This is a genomic window from Lysobacter enzymogenes (assembly GCF_900106525.1).
GTDB lineage: Bacteria > Pseudomonadota > Gammaproteobacteria > Xanthomonadales > Xanthomonadaceae > Lysobacter > Lysobacter enzymogenes.
In genome coordinates, this window is record NZ_FNOG01000008.1 from 196,772 (window position 1) to 214,325 (window position 17,554).

12 protein-coding genes are annotated in these 17,554 nt (G+C 70.4%); 8 read left to right on the forward strand and 4 right to left on the reverse strand.

Going from position 1 to position 17,554, the window contains the following annotated elements:
* Nucleotides 1-124: 124 nt before the first annotated feature.
* On the forward strand, nucleotides 125-382 hold the full coding sequence (locus BLU84_RS28820; RefSeq protein WP_425479425.1) for a DUF6053 domain-containing protein: 258 nt from the start codon (nucleotides 125-127) through the stop codon (nucleotides 380-382).
* On the opposite strand, the gene BLU84_RS19675 is transcribed toward BLU84_RS28820, so the two are convergent.
* Nucleotides 286-1,599, reverse strand: coding sequence for a sugar MFS transporter (locus BLU84_RS19675; protein ID WP_074871190.1), 1,314 nt, complete (start codon nucleotides 1,597-1,599; stop codon nucleotides 286-288). The two genes, BLU84_RS28820 and BLU84_RS19675, sit on opposite strands and share 97 nt — an antisense overlap.
* Before the next feature lie 432 nt (nucleotides 1,600-2,031).
* Here BLU84_RS19675 and BLU84_RS19680 point away from each other — a divergent pair, with 432 nt between their 5' ends.
* The 4 genes from BLU84_RS19680 to BLU84_RS19695 all read left to right on the forward strand — a co-directional run bounded on the left by BLU84_RS19680 (nucleotide 2,032) and on the right by BLU84_RS19695 (nucleotide 9,347).
* Nucleotides 2,032-3,078, forward strand: coding sequence for a glucokinase (locus BLU84_RS19680; RefSeq protein ID WP_074871417.1), 1,047 nt, complete (start codon nucleotides 2,032-2,034; stop codon nucleotides 3,076-3,078).
* A 217-nt stretch (nucleotides 3,079-3,295) separates the two neighbouring features.
* Entirely contained in the window at nucleotides 3,296-5,908 is a 2,613-nt protein-coding gene (locus BLU84_RS19685) for a TonB-dependent receptor (protein ID WP_074871192.1), read from the forward strand.
* A 182-nt stretch (nucleotides 5,909-6,090) separates the two neighbouring features.
* Nucleotides 6,091-8,505, forward strand: a complete 2,415-nt coding sequence (locus BLU84_RS19690) for a family 20 glycosylhydrolase (RefSeq protein ID WP_083382890.1) — start codon at nucleotides 6,091-6,093, stop codon at nucleotides 8,503-8,505.
* 203 nt (nucleotides 8,506-8,708) lie between these two features.
* A complete protein-coding gene (locus BLU84_RS19695) occupies nucleotides 8,709-9,347 on the forward strand; it encodes a tetratricopeptide repeat protein (protein WP_074871194.1) in 639 nt (212 codons plus the stop codon).
* Nucleotides 9,348-9,442: 95 nt separating this feature from the next.
* On the opposite strand, the gene BLU84_RS19700 is transcribed toward BLU84_RS19695, so the two are convergent.
* Together BLU84_RS19700 and BLU84_RS27290 are read right to left on the reverse strand one after the other, a co-directional pair.
* Nucleotides 9,443-10,276, reverse strand: coding sequence for a hypothetical protein (locus BLU84_RS19700; RefSeq protein WP_139175138.1), 834 nt, complete (start codon nucleotides 10,274-10,276; stop codon nucleotides 9,443-9,445).
* Complete coding sequence (locus tag BLU84_RS27290; protein ID WP_170849207.1) at nucleotides 10,159-10,488, reverse strand: hypothetical protein; 330 nt, start codon at nucleotides 10,486-10,488, stop codon at nucleotides 10,159-10,161. The genes BLU84_RS19700 and BLU84_RS27290 overlap by 118 nt, the downstream gene beginning before the upstream one ends.
* A 423-nt stretch (nucleotides 10,489-10,911) precedes the next feature.
* Between BLU84_RS27290 and BLU84_RS19710 the strand changes: the two genes are divergently transcribed.
* Both BLU84_RS19710 and BLU84_RS19715 read left to right on the forward strand, forming a co-directional pair.
* Nucleotides 10,912-12,168, forward strand: a complete 1,257-nt coding sequence (locus BLU84_RS19710) for an EAL domain-containing response regulator (RefSeq protein WP_074871200.1) — start codon at nucleotides 10,912-10,914, stop codon at nucleotides 12,166-12,168.
* Between the two features lie 4 nt (nucleotides 12,169-12,172).
* On the forward strand, nucleotides 12,173-15,049 hold the full coding sequence (locus tag BLU84_RS19715) for an ATP-binding protein (protein WP_074871202.1): 2,877 nt from the start codon (nucleotides 12,173-12,175) through the stop codon (nucleotides 15,047-15,049).
* 192 nt (nucleotides 15,050-15,241) lie between these two features.
* Here the strand turns inward: BLU84_RS19715 and BLU84_RS27295 are convergent, their stop codons facing one another.
* Nucleotides 15,242-15,526, reverse strand: coding sequence for a hypothetical protein (locus BLU84_RS27295; RefSeq protein ID WP_170849208.1), 285 nt, complete (start codon nucleotides 15,524-15,526; stop codon nucleotides 15,242-15,244).
* A 27-nt stretch (nucleotides 15,527-15,553) separates the two neighbouring features.
* On the opposite strand from BLU84_RS27295, the gene BLU84_RS19720 reads away from it, so the two are divergent.
* A complete protein-coding gene (locus tag BLU84_RS19720) occupies nucleotides 15,554-17,467 on the forward strand; it encodes a non-ribosomal peptide synthetase (RefSeq protein ID WP_074871204.1) in 1,914 nt (637 codons plus the stop codon).
* Nucleotides 17,468-17,554 lie beyond the last annotated feature (87 nt).

Sequence of the window (17,554 nt, forward strand, 5' to 3'; positions counted from 1 at the left end):
GCGGCCAGCGGCTTTTGGCGGAACGCCGCATCCGGCGAGGCCACGGGCGGCGACGGTCGCGGCGGCGGTGAAATATCGACCGGATCGGCGGGCGGCGTTTGAAACGCCGGCGCCGTGCGGGAGGATGAACCGTGGCAGAGCCTTCACTGTAGGAGGGCCTTCAGGCCCGATGCTTTCGGCTCAGGTCGCTGCATCTGGAACAAGAGCCTCGGGCCTGAAGGCCCTCCCACAACAAGCCCTGCCACAACAGGCCCTGCCTGGGCGGCAGGGCCTGCCGGGCGGTCTTCAGTTGGCCTCGACCGCCGGCGCCGCGCCGGCGCCGCTGCGCTCGCGCAGGCCGACCTTATGCCCGACCTTGGCGAAGAACAGGATGTACAGGTAGCACGGCACCATCAGCGCCAGGAACACCGCCTGGAAGTCGAAGTGCTGCTTGAGCACCGCGTACAGCTGCGGCACCACCGCGCCGCCGGCGATGCCCATGACCATGATCGCCGAGCCGGTTTCGGTGTGGCGGCCCAGGCCGCGGATGCCGAGCGGGAAGATCGCCGGCCACATCATCGCGTTGGCGAAGCCCAGCGCGGCGACGAACAACACCGAGACCAGGCCGTGGGTGGCGAACGCGCCGATGCTGAGCAGCACGCCCAGCACCGCCGACCACGACAGGTAGCGCTCCTGCGAGATGAAGCGCGGGATCACGATCAGGCCGACGATGTAGCCCAGCAGCATGCCGCCCAGGGTGAAGGAGGTGAAGAACTTGGTCTTGTCCAGCGGCAGGCCGAAGCTGTGGCCGTAGGTGCCGATGGCGTCGCCCGCCATCACCTCCACGCCGACGTAGACGAAGATGCACAGCGCGCCGAGCCACAGGTGCGGATAGCCGAACAGGTTGCGGCGGCCGCCGCCTTGCTCGGCGCCGCCCTTGTTGACCTCGGCGCCGCGCAGTTCCGGCAGCGGCGAGAACAGCACGCCGACGGCCAGCAGCGCGAGCAGGCCGGCCATCAGCAGGTACGGGCCGTGGATGTTGGCGGCGAATTCGTTGAGCAGTTGCTGCTTGGCCGCCGGGTCGGCGCCCTTGACCTGCTCGGCCAGGTCGCCCATGCCGTGCAGCACCAGGGTGCCGAGCACGATCGGCGCGAGGATGCCGGCGATCTTGTTGCAGATGCCCATCACCGCGATGCGCTGGGCCGCGCCGTCGATCGGGCCGAGGATGCTGATGTAGGGATTGACCGCGGTCTGCAGCACCGCCAGGCCGGCGCCGATCACGAACAGGCCGCCGAGCGCGCCGGGGTACCAGCGCTGGGTGGTGAACTCGCCGAACACCGCCGCGCCGATCGCCATCACCAGCAGGCCCAGGGCCATGCCGCGCTTCATCCCGGTGAAGCGCAGGATCGAGGAGGCCGGCAGGGCCAGGAAGAAATACGACAGATAGAACGCCATCGGCACCAGGAAGGCGCCGACTTCGTCGAGCTCGAAGGCGAGCTGGGCGAAGGCAATCAGCGGGCCGTTGAGCCAGGTGACGAAGCCGAAGACGAAGAACAGCGCGCCGATGATCGCGATCGACATGAGATAGCGCGGCGGCGCGCTGGCGTTTGCAACCGACATGAGACATCCCCTCCCAGGGCAGGCGGGAGACGCCCGCCGCGTGCGCCTTGCTCCGGTTGACCGGCACGACAAGCGTTGGCCCAACGTTGTCACAACTGCCTGCGTCCTGCCAACCGGGACCGCCCGAAATGGCTGAAACCCGCGCCAGAACGTGATCTCCGGCGCGCGTCGCGATGTTGCGCCGCATCAATAAAAGCGCGTCAGAGGACACGGTTTGGGTCCGTCGATGACGGTTTTGCGGAGTCTTGTTGACAACGTTGTCAAAGCGGGTGCAGTCTCGGCGCCGCCAAGGGGAACGCTCAAAGGCAGCCGTGGAGGGCGCATGCAGTGGGACGGGCTGTGGGAAACCGGACAATCGCAGCAGCGGCGGCCGCAATGCGGGCGCTCGCGCCGCATGAACGCTCGCTCCGCCGGCCCGACGCGGGGGCGCGCATGAGCGCGGCGCCGCGGCTGAATCCGGCCGCGCCGGCCGACACCGGTACCTTCATCGCCGCCGACGTCGGCGGCACCCACACCCGGGTCGGGCTGGTGCGCCCGGGCCAGGGCGGCGACAGCGTCGCCGTGCTCGCCCACCGCAAGTACGTGTGCGCCGACTACCCGAGCCTGGCGCCGATCCTGAGCGCGTTCCTCGACGAGTTCACCGCCGGCCACGGCGGCGGCGTGGAGCGCGTGGTGATCGCCTGCGCCGGCGTCGTGCTCGACGACCGCGTAGTCAATTCCAACCTGCCCTGGCCGATCTCGCTGTCGGAACTGCGCCGCGAGCTGGGCCTGCGCGAAGTGCTGTTCATCAACGATTTCCAGGCCAACGCCAACGCCGCACAGTGCATGGCGCCGGACGACTCGACCCTACTGACCCCGGGCGTGCGCGACGCCGCGCCGGGCCCGGTGCTGGTGATCGGTCCGGGCACCGGGCTGGGCGCGGCGGTGCGCATCCCGCACGGCCGCAGCACCGTGGTGCTGCCGACCGAAGCCGGCCACACCGCGTTCGCGCCGGGCAACGCGCGCGAAGCGGACATGCTGCGCTGGGCCCGGCAACGCGGCCAGACCCATGTGCCGACCGAACATTTCGTCTCCGGCCCGGGCCTGGTGAATCTGTACAACGCGCTGTGCGCGCTGGACGGCGCCGAGCCCGCGCTGCGCGCGCCGGCGCAGATCACCGAGGCCGCGCGCCGCGGCGACACCCTCGCCCGCGAAGCGGTGCTGACCTTCTGCGCCCTGCTCGGCAGCGTGATCGGCGACCTGGTCGTGGTCAGCGGCGCCCGCTCGGTGTTCATCGCCGGCGGCATCCTGCCCCAGCTCAAGGACTTCGTGCCCGACAGCGCGTTCCACCCGCGCATGCTCGACAAGGGCGTGATGCGGCCGGTGCTGGAAGGCGTGCCGGTGCGATTGATCGAAAACGAGCGCCTGGGCGTGATCGGCGCCGCCAGCTGGTACCTGGAACACCTTCGCGACGAAGCCGCGACCCGCTCCACCGCTTGACCCGAATCGACGTCGCGCGGCGCGCAGGCGCCGCACGACGCTGGCAGCACACGCTCCAGGCGCAAGGCCGAAGCAGGCACGCGGCCTCGCAACGAAGGCGGCAATACCGCAGCACGCGCACCGCACGCACTACCGCACGCACAAAGACAACCGGACTCGACGACGAACCGGCTACCGGACGATCGCCGAGCCATCACCGCCCGAGGGAGGAACAGTAATGAAAGCGCGCAAGACCCTATTGTCCGCCAGCATCGTCGCGGCCCTGAGCTTGGCCTCGGGCGTCGCGATGGCGCAGGACGCACCGGCCGCGGCCGCGCAGGCCAAGGACCTCGACGCCGTCGTGGTCACCGGCATCCGCGCCAGCCTGGAGAAGTCGCTCGACACCAAGCGGGCCAACGTAACCGTGTCGGAGGCGATCACCGCCGAAGACATCGGCAAGTTCGCCAACACCAACGTCGCCGAAGCCATGTCGCAGATTCCCGGCGTCGTGCTCGACCGCCGCTTCGGCCAGGGCGAGCGCGTCAGCATCGACGGCACCGACCCCAGCCTCAACCTCAGCTTCCTCGACGGCCACCCGGTGGCGCAGTCGATCTGGCTGTACGGCGAGCAGCCCAACCGCGGCTTCGACTACACCCTGCTGGCGCCGGAAATCCTCGGCCGGCTGGAAGTCATCAAGTCCTCCGAAGCGCGCCTGACCGAAGGCAGCCTCGGCGGCACGGTGCTGATGCACACGCGCAAGCCGCTGGACATGGAGGCCAACTCCATCGCCGGCTCGCTGAGCTTCAACTACAACGACCAGGGCGGCGACACCCGTCCCAGCGGCTCGTTCATGTACAGCTGGAAGAACGCCGAGGAAAACTTCGGCTTCAACTTCGCCGCGCAGCACTACGAAGAAACCGTGGACCGCCAGGGCGTGGAAGTGTTCGGCTATCAGAAGGCCAGCGCCTTCCCGAACCAGACCGGCGCGGCGGCGAACATCGACGTGCCCAACTTCGTCAACGCCGCCTGGTTCCAGCAGACCCGCGAGCGCAACAGCGCCAACCTCAACCTGCAGTTCAAGCCGAGCAACGAGCTGGAGTTCAACCTGAGCGGCTTGTTCATCCGCGAGAGCTTCGACAACTACAACCAGTCGTTCTACAACTTCCTGACCCAGCGTCCGGGCGCGGTGGATCGTCTGGGCACCAGCGGCGGCGTCGCCACCAGCGGCCACAGCAACGCCAACCCGGTGTTCTACGACAACAACGTGCGCGTGTCCGAGCCCGAAACCAAGGGCATCGACCTGACCGGCAAGTACCAGACCGACGCCTGGGGCGTGTCCGGCCAGATCGGCCACAGCAAGTCGGAGAACTCGCTGGAGCAGTGGTTCATCGAACCGGTCTACACCGGCGGCTACAGCTTCGACCTCAAGCGCGGCCTGACCTTCGACAACCCGGCGGCGGCCAGCAACCCGGCCAACTGGGCCGGCGACGGCTTCATGGGCAACTACGGCGTCATCGACACCGAGACCAAGGACACCTACGGCCAGCTGGACTTCAACGTCCGCTTCGACAGCGTGTTCAACAACCTCAGCTTCGGCGCGCGTCGCGGCAAGCACGAGGAAGACTACCGCCAGAACGTCTACGTCGGCCTGCCGGTCGCCGACCTCAACACCGTCGGCACGATCAACCCGGTCAGCCTGCGCGACCTCAACGCCGGCTCCGGCCGCCATGTGCAGGTCGGCCGCCAGAACGTGATCGACTACGTCAACCGCTATCGCGGCGGGCTGACGCCGGATCCGGCCAGCTTCCTCAACAACACCTTCAGCATCGAGCAGACCAACACCGCCGCCTACGTCCAGGCCGATTTCTCCGCGGGCGGTTTCCGCGGCAACGTCGGCGTGCGCTACGTGGAGTCCAAGACCGATGGCCAGGGCTACGCTTACGGCGGCACCCCGACCCTGACCGACCTGGCCTCCAAGCTGGTGCGCAGCTCGAAGAAGGAAGACTTCGTGCTGCCGTCGTTGAACGTGGTCTACGACACCGGCAACGACGTGCTGCTGCGCTTCGGCGCGGCCAAGGTCGTGGCCTGGGCGCCGTACAACCAGCTGGTCGGCAACACCTTCCTCAACGACAGCACCTTCACCGGCAGCGGCGGCAGCTCCAACCTCGACGCCTACGAGTCGACCAACTACAGCCTGTCGGCCGAGTGGTACTTCGCCGAGCAGTCGGTGCTGGCGGCGTCGGTGTTCTACAAGGACATCGACAACTACATCACCAGCGAAGCGGCGGTCGAGCGTCAGTTCAACTCCAACGCGACCACCGCGCCGGCGTTCTACCAGTCGCGCATCGTCGGCACCAACGGCTGCACCACCGACGGTTTCTGCAACTACAGCATCTTGCGCCCGGTCAACGCCGGCAAGGGCAAGGTCAAGGGCTTCACCGTCAGCTACCAGCAGCCGTTCGGCGACACCGGCTTCGGCCTGACCGCGAACTACACCTACGCCGACGGCGAAGGCGCCAACGGCACCGACCTGCCGTACCAGTCGCGCGATGCGGTGGCGATCAGCCCGTACTACGAGCGCGGCCCGCTGTCGGCCCGCGTCAGCTACAACTGGCGCAGCGACTACCTGGCCGGCGGCTACGTGGCCGGCGCGCCGCCGGCGAGCGTGGACGACTACGCCGAGCTCGGCGCGAGCGTGAGCTGGACCTTCGACGACCGCCTGACGGTGGCCCTGGAAGGCATGAACCTGCTCGACTCCGAGTACAAGCAGTACCTGGGCCGCGAAGAGCTGGTCGCCCAGCGCTTCCACACCGGGCGCCGCTTCATGGCCTCGTTCCGCTTCAAGTTCTGATCCTTCGGTAAGGCGATCGACCGCTAGACCCGACAAGCCCGGCATGCGCATGCCGGGCTTGTTTTTTGGGCGCGGGAAAAGTCCGCCGCGCCGCGCTACGCAAACGCACAAACAAACAAGACTCGGCCGCCGCGCCTGCGCCATGGTGTGCGGCCGAACGCCTTGCCTGGAGTCCGTCCACGATGAAGACGCGCCACGCTTTCGCCCCGCCCGTTCGCACCGCTTTCGTCCACGCCGGCCTGGCCTGCGCGCTGACCCTGGCCCTGACCGCGTGCGAACGCGGCGCGCCGGCGCCGTCGGCGCAAGCGCCCGCGCCGGCCGCAGCGAAGCCCGCCGCGCAGCCGCGCGTCTCCCATCCCAGCGCGATCCTGCCGCGCCCGGCCAAGTTCGTGCCCGGCCAGGGTGCGTTCGTGTTCGGGCCGGACACCGCGGTGGTGGTCGCCGCCGACCAGCCCGGCGCGCGCCGGGTCGGCGAATTCTTCGCCCAGCGCGTGCAGGCGCTGCGCGGCTTCGCGCCGAAGCTGCAAGAAGGCAGCGGCGCGCTCAAAGGCGCGGTGGCGCTGAGCCTGGACCCCAAGCTGCCGATCGGCGAGGAAGCCTACGTGCTCGACATCGGCCAGGACGGCGCCAAGATCAGCGCGCGCAGCGAGGCCGGCCTGTTCTACGGCGCGGTGAGCCTGTGGCAGCTGGCCACCGCCGACGGCGCCCAGGGCGAGACCCGGATCGCCGCGCAGCGCATCGAGGACGCGCCGGCGTATCGCTGGCGCGGGCTGATGCTCGATGTCGCGCGCCATTTCCGCAGCGTCGATGAGGTCAAGGCGGTGCTCGACCAGATGGCGCTGCTCAAGCTCAACAGCTTCCACTGGCATCTCACCGACGACCAAGGCTGGCGCATCGAGATCAAGAAATTCCCGCGCCTGACCGAAGTCGGCGGCTGCCGCATCCGCGCCGGCGCCAACGGCCGCGATGCGCAGGGCAAGCCGGTCCAGTACTGCGGCTACTACACCCAGGAACAGATCCGCGACGTGGTCGCCTACGCCGCCGCGCGCCACATCAACGTGGTGCCGGAGATCGAGATGCCCGGCCATGCGCAGGCCGCGATCGCCTCGTATCCCGCGCTCGGCGTCGGCGACGTGCTCAAGCAGGTGCCGCCGGTGTCGCCGGACTGGGGCGTGCACACCTATCTGTTCAATCCGCAGGACGAGACCTTCGTCTTCCTCACCGGCGTCCTCGACGAAGTGGTCGGGCTGTTCCCGTCCAAGTACATCCACATCGGCGGCGACGAAGCGGCCAAGGACCAGTGGAAGGCCTCGCCGATGGTGCAGAACAAGATCAAGTCGCTCGGCCTGAAGGACGAGGCGGCGCTGCAGAGCTGGTTCGTCGGCCGCATCGGCGCGCACCTGCAGCAGCGCGGCCGGGTGCTGGTGGGCTGGGACGAAATCCTCGAAGGCGGCAAGCTGCCGGCCGACGCCACGGTGATGTCCTGGCGCGGCGACGCCGGCGCGCTGCAGGCCGCGCGCGACGGCCACGACGTGATCCTCGCGCCCGACCGCAAGCTGTACCTGGACTACGCGCAGAGCGAGCGCGACGACGAACCCAGCGGCCGCTACCCGGTCGCCACCTTGCGCGCGTTCTACGAATTCCCGATGACCCCGCCGGGCATGGACGCCGAGCAGGCCAAGCGCGTGATCGGCGCGCAAGGCAACCTGTGGACCGAGCACAAGCGCAGCTTCGATCAGGTGCAGCTGGCGCTGCACCCGCGCCTGGACGCGCTGGCCGAGGTGGTGTGGTCGCCGGCGCAGGGCCGCGACTGGAACGACTTCCAGCGCCGGCTGGTGCCGCAGTTCGATCGCTACCGCGCGCTCAAGGTCGGCTTCAGCGACGCCGCCTACGCGGTGGAAACCAAGGCCGAGCCCGACGCCGGCGGCGCCCGGGTGACCCTGTCCAGCCAGACCGGCTTCGGCGAGATCCGCTACCGCACCGACGGCGGCGCGCCGGACGCGTCCTCGCCGGTGTACGCGCAGCCGTTGCAGGCGACGCTGCCGCTGGACGTGGTCGCCACCACCTTCTTCGACGGCCACCCGGTGTCGGCGCCGCGCCGGTTCCAGGCCCAGACCGCCGCCGACCTCAGCGAGCGCGGCAGCGCCCAGCTCAAGGCCTGCCGCGAGGGCTACAACCTGCGCCTGGAAGACGACGCCGCGCGCGACGGCGGCCGCGAGGGCGCGCGCGCCGCGCTGACGGCCAACCTGATCGACCCGTGCTGGATCTACCCCGGCGCGCGCCTGGACGGCGTCGCCGCGCTGCGCGCCACGGTCGCGCAGGTGCCGTACAACTTCCAGCTCTGGCACGACACCGAGCAGATCGTGACCCGCAAGGCCCAGCCCGACGCGGCACTGGAAGTGCGCCTGAACGACTGCAAGAGCGCACCGATCGCGCGCCTGCCGCTGCAGCCGGCGCTCGGCCGCGACGGCCTGACCGTGCTGGAGGCGCCGCTGCCGAAGCTGTCGGGCACGCACGATCTGTGTTTCGTGTTCGCCAGCGGCGCCCACGACCCGCTGTGGGCGCTCGACCGGGTCAGCCTGCGACCCGCGCCCTGAGCGGCTGGGAGCGGCCCGTCGCCGGCGCGGCCGCTGCCGGCCCAGCGGTCTGTGTCAGCCACGTGTCGGGCGTGCCGTTACTGCATTTACAACCTGCACAGTTATGCACTCGGCCGCATTTTGCGAACAAAAATATGTGCCGATGTTCATGAATCCGTGCTGCGGGCGGTAGCATGTGCGGCCCAAAGGGGGGATACACGTACATGCTCATCCGCAATCTGCTGTTGGCCGCGGCGCTCGCCACGGCCCTGGCGTCCGGTTCGGCCGCTGCGCAAAGCCTGCCCAAGCCGAACGAGTTCTACTTCGACGCCGACGCCCAGACCGCCAAGCCCGTCGTCGCCGTGCGCGAAACCGGCGAGGCGGCGATGCAACGCCTGGCCAAGACCCTGGAACGCAAGGCGCACGCGCCGACCGAAGCCGCGCAGTTGGCGCATCTGGCGATGGAAGCCGGCCGCAACGACCTGGGCCGCCAGCTCTACGCCCGCGCCCTGCGCGAGATCGACAGCAGCAGCAGCTTCTGGCGCTCGATCAACTGGAACTACGGCTGGGACCTCTACCACGCCGGCGCGCCGGAAGACGCGCTGAAGGTGTTCGCCACCCTGCACAGCGCGCGCAACATCAACGCCGGCTGGATGCCGCCGACCTACGCCGTGCTGCTGTGGTCGCTGGGCCGCAAGGACGAAGCGCTGCAGTGGTACGCCGCCGCGGTGCGCACCGAACCCGACCACTGGCGCGACGCCTCGCGCTACGCCGAGCTGCTGCCGACCTGGCGCGACGCCGACCGCGCCACCCTGGCCGAAGTGCAAAAGGCCTGGGCGGCCAATCCGCCGGCCTGGCCGTAACCTTGCGCCGGCGCCCGCACGCGGGCGCCGGGTGGGCGCGGCCGTGTTCCGCGCGCTGATCCCCGCCGCAGCCAGCCGGCTCCGGCGGCCGCCACTCAGGGCCGCTCGACGATCACCGACACCGACGGGTCGGTCGAAAACACCACACGGTAGCCTGCGGGCGCACCGGGCGCCGACGGCTCGACGAGCTTGATGCTGGACGAACCGATCTTCGCGCCGCCGTCGCAGTTGCCGCTCATCAACGCCTCCAGCAAGCGCGTGGCGGCGATCTTCTCGCCCGTCAGGCTCGCCGCGCAGATCCGCTGGCCGCAGGCCAACCGCTCCAGCGCCACCCCGGTTCCGGACTTGGCCAGCGCGCCGGTAAAGCGCGTGCCGAACAAACGGGCGATCTCGGCGGCGTCCGGATCGTTGCGGAATCCTTCGTCCAATGCGGTCAGCAGGCGATCGAAACGCTCCTGCGTCTGCGCGGCGCGTTCGGCCGCCTGCGCGGAAAAGGCGCCGCCGGAAACGAAGCCGGCTTCCAGCCGATGCGGATCGCCGCGCACCGGCGCGGCCCCCGGCGGCAGCGGCGCATCGTGCCCGGCGAGCTCGCCGGCCGCCGCCGCCGCCGGCGAAGCCGGTTGCGCCAGCGGCGCCTGCGTCGGTTGCGCCGCGCCTGCGCGCTCGCGATCGCCGCAGCCGGCAAGGCCGGCGATCATCGCCAGCACCGGCAGCCCGAGCGCCGGGCGCATGAACCGGTTCGGCTTGCGCGCCGCTTCGGGAGGGGCGGGGGATCGCTGCTGCGGCTCGCGGCGGACGTCGCCCGGCGGCATCAGGTCTTTCCCTCTTCGTCGACGATCACCCCGCCGTCGACCTCGATTCGGGCCGCCCAGCCGCCGAGCGCATCGCGGATGTGGGCCGAGCCGTCCTTGAACGTCGTGATCGAACATCGGTGTTCGCAGGCATAGAGCTTGCCGTTGTATTCGACCCGTTCATACGCCTCGCCCGCGAAAGGCGCGACGAGCAAGGCGGCGATCCAAGGCGCACCCAGCCCCAGCGCGCGCCGCCTGGCCCGATGCTCCGTTGCACGCTGCGACGCTGGAGCGGCGGACGCAGCGCCGCCATCGGCCGCGCCATCGATACTCGGGTTGTGCATGTTCATGGTCCCCTGTCGTTGGCCCGATCCGCTTCGGAGGTGGCCGCGTGCAGCGTCGAGGATCGCGGGCCTCGCCTCGGACGACCGCGCGTGCGGCGGTGCCACGCAGGAGTCTTGCGGCGCTCGCAGATCGAAAACAGGGTCGATAGCGCAATCGCTGCCGATCGGACCGCTTTTCGTACTCGTCTTATCCGTTCAGGCCGACAGTGCAGACCGATAGTGCCTTTGCCCGCAGTCGCCGCCCCGACTAGCGCGCGTGTGGGACGGCCACGACCGTCACCCTCCTCCCGCGACCTGGATCGCAGCCGCTCGCGACCGTTCGTCGCCACGCTTCCCGTTGACTCCCCTACACGGCTACAGTCGGCCGTTCGCGGCCGAGTCTGCTGCCCCCGGGGCCGGCCTGTTGTTGCGCACGCAACCGGGGATCGGATGTCGAAGTCGGCACTCAGCGTCCTGGTGGTCGAAGACCACGGCTTCCAGCGCCGCATGGCGCTGCGGCTGCTGGCCGAACTGGGCGTCGCCTCGCTGCACGAAGCCGCCGATGGCGCCAGCGCTCTGAATCTGCTGAACCGCCTGGCGCAAGCGCGGGCGACAAGCCGCGGCGATGCGCGCGGCGACGATCCGGCCGACATCGATCCCGCTCAAGTCGACCTGGTCCTGGTCGACCTCGACATGCCCGGCATGGACGGCATCGAATTCATCGACCGCCTCGCCCAGCAGCGCCTCGCGCGTGCGGTGCTGGTGGTCAGCGCGCTCGATCCGGCCCTGCTGCACACCGTGCAGACCATGGCCCGCGCCTGCGGCCTGCGCGTGCTCGAAGCCCTGGCCAAGCCTTTGACCAAAGCCAAACTGGCCGAAGCCTTGATGTCCCTGCGCCAAGCCAAGGCCGACGAAGACCCCCAAGCCGCCCCCGACATCACCGCCGAAGACGCGCGCATCGCCCTGGAAACCGGCCGCATCGAGCCGTGGTTCCAGTTGCAGGTGGAACTCAGCAACGGCCGCGCGATCGGCGTGGAAGCGCTGGCCCGCTGGCGCCACGACGACGGCCGGGTGATCCTGCCGCAGCATTTCGTGCCGCTGCTGGAAGCCCAGGACCTGCTCGACGAACTGACCGAACGCATGCTCGCCCAGGCCTGCCGCTACAAGCGCGGCTGGGACCGCGAGGGCCTGCGCCTGAAGCTGTCGGTCAACGTCTCCGCCTCCACCCTCGACGACGCCGGCGCCGCCGACCGCTACCAGAAGATCGTGCGCGAAGCCGGCGTGGCCGCCAGCGAGGTGGTGCTGGAGCTCACCGAAAGCTCGCTGATGGCCGACGCCGCGCGCGGCCTGGCGGTGCTGGCGCGGCTGCGGCTGAAGGGTTTCGGCCTGTCGATCGACGACTTCGGCACCGGCTGGTCGTCGCTGTCGCAACTCTCGCAGGTGCCGTTCACCGAACTGAAGATCGACCAGGAATTCGTCGCCGGCGCCAGCCACAAGCCGCGCAAGCGCGCGGTGGTCGAGGCCAGCCTGGACCTGGCGCGCAAGCTCGGCCTGGACGCGGTGGCCGAAGGCGTGGAGACGGTCGAGGACTGGCAGATGCTGGCCGAGCTGGGCTGCGCGGTGGCGCAGGGCCGGCTGATCGGCGAGGCCGTGCCCGGCGCCGAGCTGCGCGCCGCGCTCGGCCGCTGGCGCCGCCCTGAGCACTGAGCCGATGTTCGCCTGGCTCGACCGCTTCAGCGTGCGCCGCCAGCTGTGGGGGCTGTTCGCGCTGTTCCTGGCCGCCGGTTCCAGCGTGCTGCTGATCGACGAGATCGAACAGCACCGCGCGCGCGGCGCGCTGCAGAGCCTGCAGGACGATTCGCTGCGCGGGCTGCGCCTGATCAAGACCATTTCCGACGCCTACGGCCTGGACGTGGTCGACACCACCTTCCGGGTGCGCAACGACCTGGTCGGCTGGGACGAAGGCGTGGACCGGGTCGACCGCGCCCGCGCCCGCATCGACGCGGCCTGGCGCGAACTCGATGCGTTGCCGCATTCGCCGCGCGAACAGCAGCAGCTCAACGCCGCCGGCCTGGCCCGGCGCACCGCCGACGCCGCCGCGCAGGAGCTGCGCGCGATCCTGCGGCGGCGCGACCTGCCGGCGCTGGGCCGCTTCGCCGACACCCGGCTGTACCCGGCGATCGATCCGCTGACCCTGCGCATGCAGCAGCTGTCCGACCTTGAACTGGTCCAGGCCGACGCGGTGGTGCGCGCCGACATCGTCCGCAGCGAACGGGTCAGCGCGCTGCGCATCGCGGTGTCGCTGCTGGCGCTGGCGCTGGCCGCGCTGGTCGGCCGGCGGGTGCTGCGCAACGCCTCGCGCGGAGTCGACCAGCTGACCTGGCTGGCGCGGCGCATGCGCGACCACGACTACACCGCCGACCCCGGCGAGCTGCCGCCGGGCGAACTCGGCGCGGTCATGCAGACCTTCCTGGACATGCGCCGCGACGTGCTCGGCTTCGAGACCGAACTGACCGGCCAACTGATCCGCAACGAGCGCACCCGCGCCGAACTGGAGCGGCGCCAGCGTTTCCAGGCCTCGCTGCTGGATTCGGCCCAGACCGCGATCATGTCGGTCGACGCCGAAGGCCGCTTCACCCTGGTCAACCCGTTCGCCGAACGCTTGCTCGGCCTGCGCGAGGCCGAGGCGGTCGGGCGCGAACGCCTGCACGCGGTGTTCGAAACCCGCGCCCTGCAGGCGTTGGCGACCGAACTGAGCGCGCGCCTGGGCCGGCCGGTGGCGGCCGACTGGACCGCGCTGCGCGAACTCGCGCGCGGCCAGGCCGCGCCGCGCGAAACCCGCCTGCGCCACCGCAACGGCACCTGGGTGCCGGCGTTGGTGGCGGTGTCGGCCACCGGCGGCGACGACGACGAGCCGCCGGGGCTGCTGGTGATCGCCGCCGACCTCAGCGCGCTCAAGCGGCTGGAACGCGAGCTGCGCGCCAGCGAAGCGCGCGCGCAGGACGCCAGCCGGGCCAAGTCCTCGTTCCTGGCGGCGATGAGCCACGAGATCCGCACGCCGATGATCGGCGTGACCGGCATGATCGAAGTGCTGGCGCACTCGCGCCTGGACGGCGAGCAGCGGCAGGCGCTGGAGGTGATCCAGCAGTCCTCGCAATCGCTGCTGCAGATCATCGGCGACATCCTGGATTTTTCGAAGATCGAGGCCGGCCGGCTGGAACTGGCGCCGGCGCCGGTCGATCTGGCCGCGCTGGTGCGCACCACCACCGCGGGTTTCCTCGGGGCCGCGCGCACGCGCGGGGTGGCACTGCGCTGCGAGGTCGATGCGCGCGTGGCCGCGGCGTATCGCGCCGATGCGCTGCGGCTGCGGCAGATTCTCGGCAACTTCCTGTCCAACGCGGTCAAGTTCACCGAGCATGGTTCGATCGACGTGGCGCTGGAGTTCGAAGCCACGCAGCCGCCCGCCGCCGGCGACGACGCGCCGCGCGACCGCCTGTGCCTGCGCGTCAGCGACACCGGCATCGGCATCGACGCGCAGCGCCAGCGCCTGCTGTTCCAACCGTTCCAGCAGGCCGACGCCGACACTGCGCAGCGCTACGGCGGCACCGGCCTGGGCCTGGCGATCTGCCGGCGCCTGGCCGAATTGATGGGCGGTGAGATCGCGATGGACAGCGAGCCCGGCGTCGGCACCACCCTGCGCCTGCGCCTGAACCTGGCGCGCGCGCCGGCGCCCGAACGCGACGACGCGGCCGACGAGGCGATGACGTTGAACGCGGCGACGCCGCCGGATCCCGAGCGCGCCGCGCGCGCAGGCCGGCTGGTGCTGCTGGTCGACGACCATCCCACCAACCGTCTGGTGATCGCGCGGCAACTGGCCCTGGCCGGCTACGCCTGCGAAACCGCCGACGGCGGCGAAGCCGGCCTGCAGCGCTGGCGCAGCGGCCGCTACGCGCTGGTGCTGACCGACCTGCGCATGCCCGGCATGGACGGCTACGCGCTGACCCGGGCGATCCGCGCCGAACAAGCGCAGGCCGGCATCGGCGACGGCGATGCGCGGCGCACGCCGATCCTGGCGCTGACCGCGTCGGCGCTGAAAGACGAAGCCGACGCCTGTTTCGCCGCGGGCATGGACGACTGCCTGGTCAAACCCATCGCCGCGGCCAAGCTCGCGGCCGCGCTGCGGCGCTGGCTGCCGGCGCAGGACGGCGATGCGGCAACGGCAACCGCCGCGGCCGCCTCGATGCTGGCGCCGCACCGAGATCTGGGCCGCGTGCTCGACTTGGACGTGCTGCACACGCTGCTCGCCGACAGCGGCGGCAGCGAAGCGCAAATCCTGCTGGCCGATTTCCTGCTCGCCGCCGACGAAGACTTGGCCGGCCTGCACAGCGCGCACGCGGCCGGCGACGCCGGTGCGCTGCACCGCCACGCGCACCGGCTCAAGGGCGCTGCGCAACTGATCGGCGCGCAAGAACTCGCCGAAGCGGCGCAAGCGCTGGAGCAGGCGGCGCGCGCGCAAGACCTCAGCTGGATGGATGCGTTGATCGGCGATGCGCGCACGGCGTTGCGGCATCTGCACGAATTGAACTGAGCGCCCAACGAACGCAAGCCGCGCTTGCGCGCACACGCGCATACGCGTGCGAGAGCGCGAACGCAACGATATCGATCGCATTCGCCGTTCGCGCCGGATCGATCCGCGGCGCGGCCGATCGCGGTGATTTCCTGCGGAATTGCACGATTACCCGCAGCGTTCATCTACATATTCAGCGTGCCGTTTCGCATGCTATCGCCAGAACGTCATGCATTGATGCAGCTTTTGTTTGTAGCGATTACGCATGTTCATATCGACTCGCGACGAATCGACCAACGCGTCACATCGGCGAACACGACGGTGTTGATAACGTTCCGCCGCCGCACCGCTCGCCAAGCCATCGCTGCGGTCACAGCTGAACCGAGCAATGAGCTGCACATTGCGCGCGTGCTGCGCCAACGCAAGAAAACTGACATCAACCGCGCCCACTATCCGCGTCGACAGCGCACCGCGCCGTCCGCTGCGGGAGCGCTCCATCCTCACGCCAGAGAAAGGAAGCAAGCCATGGCCTCAGGACTCATCGACACCGCCCGCGCCGACGACGCGCTCGACGCCCGGCGCCACTGCGTGCATCGCCTGTTCGAACGCCAGGCCGCGGCCACGCCCGATGCGATCGCGGTGGAAACGCATTCGTCGGCATCGCGTTCGCTGGCGTCGGGCACGTCGCAGGCCGGCAGCGTGCGCCTGAGCTACGGCGAACTCGAGCGTCGCGCCAATCGCCTGGCCCATCGCCTGATCGCCGCCGGCGTGCGCCGCGGCGACCGCGTCGCATTGAGCCTGGAGCGCTCGCCGTGGCTGCCGGTGGCGCTGCTGGGCGTGCTCAAGGCCGGCGCCGCCTATCTGCCGATCGACACCCGCGCGCCGGCGGCGCGCCGCGCGTTCGTGCTGCGCCAGGCGCAGGCGCGCGCATGGCTGTGCGATGCCGGTTATCCAGATGGCGAACACGACCGCGCCGACGGTGGCGGCGATTTCGACGACGCGCATGGCGCGCCGGTGCGCATCGACCTGGACGAGCGCGACGACAGCTGGACCCGCTTCGCCGAACAGCCGCCGGCGCTGGACGCCGACGGGCGCGACCTGATGTACGTGCTGTACACCTCCGGCACCACCGGCGAACCCAAGGGCGTGATGCTCGAACACGCCGGCGTCGCCGCGCTGCTGCAGTGGATGATCCGCGCCTACGCGTTCGACGGCGCCGACCGCGTCCTGCAGAAAACGCCGTACACCTTCGACGCTTCGGTGTGGGAACTGTTCCTGCCGCTGCTTAGCGGCGGCACCGTGGTGCTGGCGGAGCCCGATGCGCACCGCGATCCGGCCTACCTGTCGGCCACCGTCGCCGCCGCCGGCATCACCACATTGCAACTGGTGCCGTCGATGCTGCGGCATGTGCTCGACCAACCCGAGTGGTCGCGTTGCGGCGGGCTGCGCCACCTGTTCTGCGGCGGCGAAGCGCTGACCGGCGATCTGGTCGCGGCGGTGCACGCGCAATTCGACATTCCGGTGCACAACCTCTACGGCCCTACCGAAGCCTCGGTGCAAGTGCTGACCTGGACCTGCCGGCGCGGCCAGGCGCATGCGCACGTGCCGATCGGCCGCGCAATTCCCGGCGTGGTCACGCACGTGTTCGACGCCGACGGCCGTCCGGTCGCACCCGGCGAAACCGGCGAACTGCACCTGGGCGGCATCGCTCTGGCGCGCGGCTATCTCGAGCGGCCCGAGCTGACCGCGCAACGCTTCCTGCAACGCCCCGGCGAGCCCGCCCCGCATCACCGGCTGTACCGCACCGGAGATCTGGTGCGCGAGGACGCCGACGGTTGCTTCCATTACGCCGGCCGCATCGACGATCAGGTCAAGGTGCAGGGCAATCGGGTCGAACTGGGCGAGATCGAAGCCTGCCTGGCCCGGGCGGCCGGCGTGTCCGCCGCCGCGGTGCTGGCCGAAACCTCGGCCGAGACCGGCGCGGTGCGGCTGGTCGCGTTCGTGCGCGCCGGCGCCGAGGTCGCGCCGCGCCTGGCCGAATTGCGCGCGCACCTGGCCGCGCATCTGCCCGACTACATGATTCCGGCGCAGTTCCGCCGCGTCGACCGCTTCCCGCTGACCGCGCACGGCAAACTCGACAAGGCCGCGCTGCGCGCCGGCCCGAGCGCGCCGTTGGCCGGCGAGAGCGCCGGCGCCGCCGCGGCCAACGAACTCGAACGCGCGCTGTCGGCGCTGTGGTCGGATGCGCTGGGCGTGGACGAAGTCGGCGTCGACCAGGACTTCTTCGAACTCGGCGGCGATTCGGTCAGCGGCTTGCTGATGATCGCCAAGGCGCGCCGCCAGCGCATCGTGCTGACGCCGCAGGAACTGTTCCGGCTGCGCCGCATCGACGCCATCGCCTCGGCCATCGGCCAGCGCCAGGCGGCCGCTTCGGCCTGAGCCGCCGCGTCGATCCGTTTCGTCGATCCGCCCCCGGTCGCCATCCGCCGCCGCCCCGCAGCGCGGCGACTTCCCCCTGCATCGGAT

What these genes read in the sequence shown, in the direction of transcription:
- BLU84_RS19690 (WP_083382890.1), top strand. Translation starts at nt 6,091, where the DNA reads ATGAAGACGCGCCACGCTTTCGCCCCGCCCGTTCGCACCGCTTTCGTC.
- BLU84_RS19715 (WP_074871202.1), top strand. Translation starts at nt 12,173, where the DNA reads ATGTTCGCCTGGCTCGACCGCTTCAGCGTGCGCCGCCAGCTGTGGGGG.
- BLU84_RS27290 (WP_170849207.1), bottom strand. Translation starts at nt 10,488, where the DNA reads ATGAACATGCACAACCCGAGTATCGATGGCGCGGCCGATGGCGGCGCT.
- BLU84_RS19685 (WP_074871192.1), top strand. Translation starts at nt 3,296, where the DNA reads ATGAAAGCGCGCAAGACCCTATTGTCCGCCAGCATCGTCGCGGCCCTG.
- BLU84_RS19700 (WP_139175138.1), bottom strand. Translation starts at nt 10,276, where the DNA reads ATGTTCGATCACGACGTTCAAGGACGGCTCGGCCCACATCCGCGATGC.
- BLU84_RS19720 (WP_074871204.1), top strand. Translation starts at nt 15,554, where the DNA reads ATGGCCTCAGGACTCATCGACACCGCCCGCGCCGACGACGCGCTCGAC.
- BLU84_RS27295 (WP_170849208.1), bottom strand. Translation starts at nt 15,526, where the DNA reads ATGGAGCGCTCCCGCAGCGGACGGCGCGGTGCGCTGTCGACGCGGATA.
- BLU84_RS19675 (WP_074871190.1), bottom strand. Translation starts at nt 1,599, where the DNA reads ATGTCGGTTGCAAACGCCAGCGCGCCGCCGCGCTATCTCATGTCGATC.
- BLU84_RS19710 (WP_074871200.1), top strand. Translation starts at nt 10,912, where the DNA reads ATGTCGAAGTCGGCACTCAGCGTCCTGGTGGTCGAAGACCACGGCTTC.
- BLU84_RS28820 (WP_425479425.1), top strand. Translation starts at nt 125, where the DNA reads ATGAACCGTGGCAGAGCCTTCACTGTAGGAGGGCCTTCAGGCCCGATG.
- BLU84_RS19695 (WP_074871194.1), top strand. Translation starts at nt 8,709, where the DNA reads ATGCTCATCCGCAATCTGCTGTTGGCCGCGGCGCTCGCCACGGCCCTG.
- BLU84_RS19680 (WP_074871417.1), top strand. Translation starts at nt 2,032, where the DNA reads ATGAGCGCGGCGCCGCGGCTGAATCCGGCCGCGCCGGCCGACACCGGT.